The 7,051-nt window shown below is 59.6% G+C and carries 5 protein-coding genes; 2 read left to right on the top strand and 3 right to left on the bottom strand.

Annotated features, from left to right (window positions below; translation table 11 throughout):
• Positions 1-191 precede the first annotated feature (191 nt).
• Positions 192-572 (bottom strand): response regulator, encoded by a 381-nt coding sequence (locus tag NZK35_RS24445; RefSeq protein ID WP_259635149.1) that lies wholly within the window; start codon positions 570-572, stop codon positions 192-194.
• A gap of 123 nt (positions 573-695) precedes the next feature.
• Between NZK35_RS24445 and NZK35_RS24440 the strand changes: the two genes are divergently transcribed.
• The gene (locus NZK35_RS24440; protein WP_259635148.1) at positions 696-4,679 is read left to right on the top strand and encodes an ATP-binding protein; all 3,984 of its coding nucleotides are present in this window, start codon (positions 696-698) and stop codon (positions 4,677-4,679) included.
• Between the two features lie 10 nt (positions 4,680-4,689).
• Here the strand turns inward: NZK35_RS24440 and NZK35_RS24435 are convergent, their stop codons facing one another.
• Together NZK35_RS24435 and NZK35_RS24430 are read right to left on the bottom strand one after the other, a co-directional pair.
• Positions 4,690-5,643, bottom strand: coding sequence for an SMP-30/gluconolactonase/LRE family protein (locus tag NZK35_RS24435; RefSeq protein ID WP_259635147.1), 954 nt, complete (start codon positions 5,641-5,643; stop codon positions 4,690-4,692).
• Between the two features lie 110 nt (positions 5,644-5,753).
• Positions 5,754-6,422, bottom strand: coding sequence for an NAD(P)H-hydrate epimerase (locus NZK35_RS24430; protein ID WP_259635146.1), 669 nt, complete (start codon positions 6,420-6,422; stop codon positions 5,754-5,756).
• Between the two features lie 193 nt (positions 6,423-6,615).
• On the opposite strand from NZK35_RS24430, the gene NZK35_RS24425 reads away from it, so the two are divergent.
• Positions 6,616-6,843, top strand: coding sequence for an FmdB family zinc ribbon protein (locus NZK35_RS24425; RefSeq protein ID WP_259635145.1), 228 nt, complete (start codon positions 6,616-6,618; stop codon positions 6,841-6,843).
• Positions 6,844-7,051 lie beyond the last annotated feature (208 nt).

Genomic DNA, 7,051 nt, shown 5'->3' with positions numbered 1-7,051 from the left:
AGCGGGTTTTTTCGTGCGCGGTGCGCGGTGCGCGGTTGGCAGTTAGCAGTTAGCAGTTAGCAGTTAGCCGGGGAGGATGGGACCAATAGGACCTAGGTGACGTATGTGTCCTATTTGTCACATTGGTCCTATTTTCAACGCGCCGCGGGGACAAACGCGCGTCGGGGACAGACCCCGCGCGAATGAAAGGTTCAGTGGGATTGATCGAGCAGCTGTTGCAGGTAGTCGGCGATCGAATTGGAGTCGTTGCCTTTTTCTAAGACCAGCGTGTTCTTCAGCCCGGCGGCTGCATCGTGGATACGCGGGTCGACGCGGCCGGTGTATAGACATGCGGGGGGGGCGTCGCCGTCTTGCTGGACTTCTTGAAGGAAATCAGTCCCGCTCATCCCGGGCAGATTGAAGTCCACCAGCAGGCAGTCACAGTCGGCAAGCTGTTGGTAGGAAAGCGTTTGTTCGGCCGATTCGAAGGCGACACATTGGTGCCCCAGCGCGGCTATAATCGCGCAGAGTGAATCCCGGACGTCGGAGTCATCCTCGACAATAACGACACGGGCTTGTTTATTGACGGGCATTTCAGGTTTGGCCGGGTGGATTCCGTGCTATGTCGGCTTCGATGGCGAGATGAACAGTCGAATCTTTATTGTTGACGTGGACGCCGGATAGTGGATTTTCTTTCCTACCGAATAGTGTACCTGGTGGCTGCGTTGTTTGTCGCCGGCATCGGCCAAGCGCAGCAAGCGGAGTCTTATCGGCCGCGACACCCGGATCCCTTTGAGGAATCATGGCGGATTCGAGCTTTCCCCCAGCTCAAGGGCAGGGAACTCAGCTGTATTGGAGAAGATCCCGGTGGTGCGGTCTGGTTCGGCGTGGCGGACGGTGCGGTTCGTTACGATGGGCTTCGCTGGGATGAGTTTGGGGCGTCCCGCAATCTGCCGGGTGCAGCGATCGCGTTCGCTCGGGTGGGGGGCCAGTTTTTTGCCGCCACGTGGTCTTCGATCCATTTGCTTGAGCAAGGCCGGTTCCGGCAGGTCTTTCCCCTCGACGATCAGGATCAATGGGTCATGGAAGGCCTTGCCGCCGGAGCCGATGGCGATCTCTGGGTCTGCACGGATAAGGGCGCGTTGCGGTTGCGCGGGGCGCCGTCGCGCGGACAGGGCGAGTCTTGGCAAGAAGTGCAGCTGTTCACGACGGCAGAGATCGCGAGTTTTCTTCAGGGTGAACCCCTTTCCGCTGGGATCCAAGTTCAGGCGGTCGCGGCAGCCGACACGGTCCGGTGGAACACGGGGGTGGGGGTGTGTCTGTACGGGCAGGGACTCGATGAAAATACCGTCATCGCGGTTGCGGAAAATGGGCCCGCGGCCAAACACGGCGTCCGGGTGGGTGACCGGATCGTGGGGATTGATGGCGAGGCCCGCCGCACGGTGTTTCAGCGGGAGCTCGAGGACGATCCTGGGAAGCGGATTCAACTGAGCGTGCTACCCAAAGACAGTGTCGACGGCAGTGGCGACGTTCTGGATTTGGAGTTGGTATGTGAATCGATCGAGGGTCGGTATCAGAGGTTTCGGCCGATTCAGATTGCAGACGACGGACGCGGAACGGTTTGGTTTGCGACGCGCTTGGGTAGGATCCTCTCCCTGGAACGCAATCAAGATGGCACACAGAAATGGACTCACCACACGCGTCAGTACGAGCTTCCGGTCATCGCGATGCCCAGCATCGTCGTGACGGATCGTGGTCTTGCCGGTGTGGGGCGAAACACCGCGACGGAATGCCTGCTCCGCTACGACGGAGATCGTTGGACGGTGATTGATCTGCCCCGCGGGATCGGATCGTCGATCGAGGCGAGTGATGACGGTGCGTTGTGGGTTGGTACCAACGGTACGGTGCTGTCGGTCACTGCGGACGGTCGGGTGGTCGGCCACGGCATGCGCGATCACGGCATTTTTGGCAACGATATCTTCGTCAGGAAGATGTCCGACGGTGCGGTGTGGATCGCGGGCAAGGGTTCCATCGCTTTGCGTCTGGAACCACAAGGCCAACGGTGGACGACGTATCGTGGTCTGCTTTATCAAGCCAGCGGTGTAGACGGCGATCAATGGTTTCTCACCGATCGATTGTCTGTGGTGCATCACCAAGGGGATCGTTGGCAGCAATACGACACAGGCGATGGATTGATGTCGCAGCCGCTGCGGGTGATCGTGACGACCTCCGGCGACGTCTGGGCGGCCGGCAGCCATGACGGGGTTGCAGCGACGGCGCGACGTCTCGGAGACCGATGGGAGCGGCGGCTGCATCCGGAACTGTCGTGGGCGGTAGATCGCCGGGCGGTGTTTGAAGATCGGGATCAGCGGCTGTGGTTCGGGGCGGCCGTCAATCAGTTGGTCCAGGAAGGTGAACGTGGCGGTGTGTTGCGGTTTGATGGGGAAGAATGGAAGCATTTTCGTCCCACCAATCGACTTGATTTCGTTTACGGCATCGCCCAGACCCGAGACGGATCGGTTTGGTTTGCCGGGCCGTCGCTGGTGCAGGTCACCCCGGAGGATCAATTCGGTGCCTCCGTTCATCTTCCCTGGGTCGTGCGAGGGTTTTCTGACGCGTTGGCTAACGACCAAGATGGGGATCTGTGGATCGGCACGCGAGCAAAGGGGGTCGTGAAGTTGGACGGTCGTCGGGGGGATGGTCTGGAGTACCGATGGAATGTTTATGACGAATCGAATCGGATTTCCAATAATCGCATCAAGAGTATTGTGTCGATGTCAGACTCGAGTGTCTTGGTCGGTACGCCAGCGGGTTTTGATCGATTTGACGGTCAGACCTGGGCGGCGGCGTCGTTGCCGGCCGCTTTGGCCTACGACACGGACTACGGAGGGCTTCATGAAGGCCGATCCGGGGAGTTGTGGTTCAACGCGTCGGGGTTGTCCTACCTGAGTCGTGACCTTGCCAAGGGGATTCCACTGAAGAAGTTGGACGCGCGGCGAGAGAGGTTCACGACCTATCGCTATCGCCCGGATCGTCAACCGCCAGACACCGTCATTGAGCGATCGGCATCCCAGGCTACGTTTGGCGAAACCGTTTCGTTGGCGTGGAGCGGTGTGGATTACATGGAAGCAACGCCCCGCGACCAGTTGATGTTCTCGTGGAGTGTTGACGATCAGCCATGGAGCGTGTTTTCACCGGCGGTCCGAGTCGATCTGCCGGGGCTGGAGGGCGGGCTCCACCGTTTCCGCGTGCGGGCCCGTGACGCCGATTTCAACCTCGACACGACGCCTGCTGAGATCACCATTGAGATATTCCCGGCGCTTTGGCAACGCAGTTGGTTCCAGGGGGTGATGCTGCTGATGCTGGTACTGTTTTGTCTGGCGATGATTCAAACCGGACGCGTTTTTCGCCAGAAATCTTCGCTGCGAACGAGCAATGAGCGGTTGTTGTCGGCGGAGCGGGATTTGCAGCAAGCCAACCAAAGCTTGGAAAGTCGCGTCGCCCGCCGAACGAGAGAACTGCGTGAGGCCAATCAGCGGTTGCACGCCAGTGAGGTGCAGTACCGATCGATCGTGGAAGACCAAAGCGAATACATCGTTCGTTTTGATGCCGATCAGAACGTGACGTTTGTGAACACGGCATTCTTGCGTGCCAATCGCATCGCCGGCCAGACGGTCAGCGCAGTGTTACCGGCGAAGGTGGTCAGCCGTTTGCGGCAAGTGGTTGCGCACGTGGAAGACGGTCGGCAGGAGGGGGGATCGGTCGTCTCGTTCGACGATGCCGACGGTCGGCTGCGTTGGGAGCAATGGCATTGTCGCGTCTTGGTCGACCAGATCGGGAATCTCCTGGGCTACCAAGTGGTGGGGAACGACATCACCGATCTGCGAGACGCCCAGAATCGGCTGAGCGAAAAGGAGTTGGAGCTCGCACACTTGGCGCGTGTTTCGGCGCTCGGGGAAATGGTTGCCGGGATTTCGCACGAGATCAATCAGCCTCTGGCGACAATCGCAAACTTCTCGTCGGCGTCCTTGTTGGTGTTGGATCGTGAGCTGGGAGCCATCGAAAACGTGGAGCGTAAAGAAGACGTCCGCCAATGGATCGAGCGAATCAAAGAGCAAACCGAGCGAATCAACAGGATTGTCAACAGTCTGCGTCGATTCGGTCGCCCCGGCAGCAATCTGACCGCATTTGACATCGAGTCCGCGGTGACTGAATCGCTAGATCTGTGCGAGTACCGAACGCGAACGGTCCTCGATGAAATTTTCGTCGACATCCCCGCTGATTTGCCCAAGGCGTACGCCGATCGGGTGCAAGTCGAACAGGTTCTGGTCAATCTGATTCGCAACGCCGTTGATGCGATGGATGACCCAGCGGTCGTCGAGCGGACGCTGAAGATCATGGTTGCCGCTGATCAGGAGATGTTGAAGGTGTCGGTGATCGATTCAGGGCCCGGCATCGCGAAGGATCAAGGCGACGAGATTTTCCAGACCTTTGTGACCACCAAGGCGCAGGGGATGGGGATGGGGCTGGCGATCAGTCGTTCGATCATCGAGTCGCACCAGGGGAGGCTGTACACGGTCGATGGTGCGGACGGCGCGTGGTTTGAATTCACGCTGCCCATTGCGACCGACGACCAGGCGGATCCGGTCCCTGCGAGAAGTACCGATCACGTGCCGCAGTCGCGATCGGTCAGTGTTTAAGGGGCCGGGATCATGCCTGGTACACCGGTGGGCTCCAGTCCCCGACGTCCAGCCCGCTGTCGGCGACGAATAGTCTGCCCGCGTTGGAGCAGACCGCCTGGTCGTCGGCGGTCATGTTTTCAACGGCCGTCGTGATCACCAATTTGAGTGTGCCGGCGTGTTCGACCAGGGCCGGGCAGGTGTTCTGTGGCGAAAGCGGGGTGCGCCAGACCGTTCGGCACTCCCCGCTGGCCAAATCGTAGAGCCTGGTTTCTCCGAAGGCGGCCGATTGCGGCAAGAACATCGCGATGATCAGCCCGCTGCCGTCAGGCGTCAGGATCGCTCCATCTGGAACCGCCGGATCAGACGTCAGGTCGAGCACGACGTCGGGTTCGGTCAAGGTTCCCTTGTCGAGGTCCACGCCGTAGCGAACGACTTGACGCGTCGGCGAATCGATGTCGAGCAACGAGAGTTGACCTCTATCGAGAACCATTGCTTTGCCGTTGCTGCAGATCTGGTCGTCGCGTAGCCGGATCAATTGGCGGTCGCGCCCCCGGTACAGATAAAGCCCCGCCTTCTTGGTCGCAAATTCCAAGTCCTTGGTTCCGAAGATCAGATTGTCTTCGTAGGCCAGTCCATCGTTGATGATCGTGTTGGTCACGTCATGATCGATGTTTTCGCAGAACGGTTCCCACCGTTCGGTCGCAACGTCAAAAAAACCTAGAGAGCGTTCGCATCCGACGACAAAACGATTCGCAGATTGGCAGGGAAACGCAAACCCCGGCCTGCCGGGGAGGTCTTGTGAAACGTTCGTCCCGCTGTCGAAGTCGTAGCGATTCAGGCTACCGTGGGTCGCATCGGCGCCGTGTTGAATGCCCACCCAGGAAAACGTCCCCGGCGCGATCTGATACGGGCCTTCGGGGAGAAAACGCAGCGCGTCCGAATCAGGCGTGTTCAACGGCGTTGCTTCGATGACTTCGGCCACAGTAAAACCTCGACGAATCTAGAAAGTTGGGACAGTGATGATCGCAAGCTGGAAGCTTACGCCACGGAACGCAAGCTGGAAGCTTACGCCACGGAACGCAAGCTGGAAGCTTACGCCACTTTGAAGTCTTTGAGCAAGGCTTTGGGGACTCCGATGCCGACGACTTGCACGGTTCCCAACCAGGGTTCGGCTGCGGGCTTTGCAAACCCTTCTTTTTCGGCGACAAAGGTGACGGTCAGGTCGGCACGAAAGGTCACTTCGGCGGGGGTGCCGGAGTCGCAGTCCAGTCCGGTGGGCAGGTCGATGGCGACTCTCAGCCCACGCCGTTTGTTGGCCAGTTTCACCGCGTCGCCATACAGGCCTCTCGGCGCGCCCGTCGCGCCCGTGCCGAGCAGGCAGTCGACGACGGTTTCATCGTCCGCGATCCACCGATCCAGGTCCTCGGCAGACTCGGCGATCTGGATGGTCAGTCCTGCCCGGGCGGCGATCGATGCGTTGGCACTCGCGTCGCCGGTCAATCGATCGAGCGGGACCAGCGACAGGATGTGGACGGAAAATCCGAGCAGTTCCAAGTGACGGGCAATGACATAGCCGTCACCCCCGTTGTTGCCCGAGCCGCAAAGGATGCAAACCGGGTTGGCACCGCCCGGTGATTCGTGGCACAACGCGGCGATTCGCTCGGCCGCGCCACGCCCCGCATTTTCCATCAGGACCAATCCCAGCATTCCGTATTCTTCGATCGCGATCTGATCGACGCGTCGGACGTCTTTTCGTTTCATTTTTCCCCACCACTTCCATTCCAGTTGCCAAAGAGCTGTTGTCGATCAACAATAGACACGCGTTTGCCGAATCATATCCAATGAGAGATCCCAGCGGGAAGCGAAAGCGGGCGGCGTGTCAACGAGACCATCGCGCGTCACTGGCTGAAGCCATATGGTGAGATGAATTTCAAGGGTTAATCGAGGCTGCATCATGCCACTCTACGAATACGAATGTTCCAAATGTGACAAGTCAATCGAGCTGCTCGTCCGATCGGCGGAAGAGCCGGTTTCGTGCCCGGAGTGCGGCAACGTCAAGCTGACGCGATTGATGAGCGCCACGGCGGCTCCGAACATGAAGGGAGCAAGCGGGTCATTGCCGATGGCTTCGGGCGGCGAATCGTGCGGTGCACCGCGGTGCTGTGGTGGAATTTGCCAGTAGCGGCGGTGTCGCGTCGTAGGCAGTTAGCTGGCGCCCAATGCCACCTATTTTGACGGCAAGCGGGGTGGTTTTGTTAGCGGTAGGGCGCGCGCCCTACGGTCTTTCACGGTGTTTTTGAAGCGCGACCGGACGGCTCGCGGGCTGTCGATTTAGTCGGGTTCTGCTGAGTGAATGGTGAGCCGCTGGCCGTCAGGCCTCGGGCAACGTC

The organism is Stieleria sedimenti, from assembly GCF_025060895.1.
GTDB lineage: Bacteria > Planctomycetota > Planctomycetia > Pirellulales > Pirellulaceae > Stieleria > Stieleria sedimenti.
The sequence above is the reverse complement of the archived record's forward strand: the minus strand, read 5'-3'. Positions and strand labels throughout refer to the sequence as shown.

Excerpts from the sequence above, each read along its gene's own strand:
- NZK35_RS24430 (WP_259635146.1), bottom strand. The coding sequence starts at position 6,422 with ATGAAACGAAAAGACGTCCGACGCGTCGATCAGATCGCGATCGAAGAA.
- NZK35_RS24445 (WP_259635149.1), bottom strand. The coding sequence starts at position 572 with ATGCCCGTCAATAAACAAGCCCGTGTCGTTATTGTCGAGGATGACTCC.
- NZK35_RS24425 (WP_259635145.1), top strand. The coding sequence starts at position 6,616 with ATGCCACTCTACGAATACGAATGTTCCAAATGTGACAAGTCAATCGAG.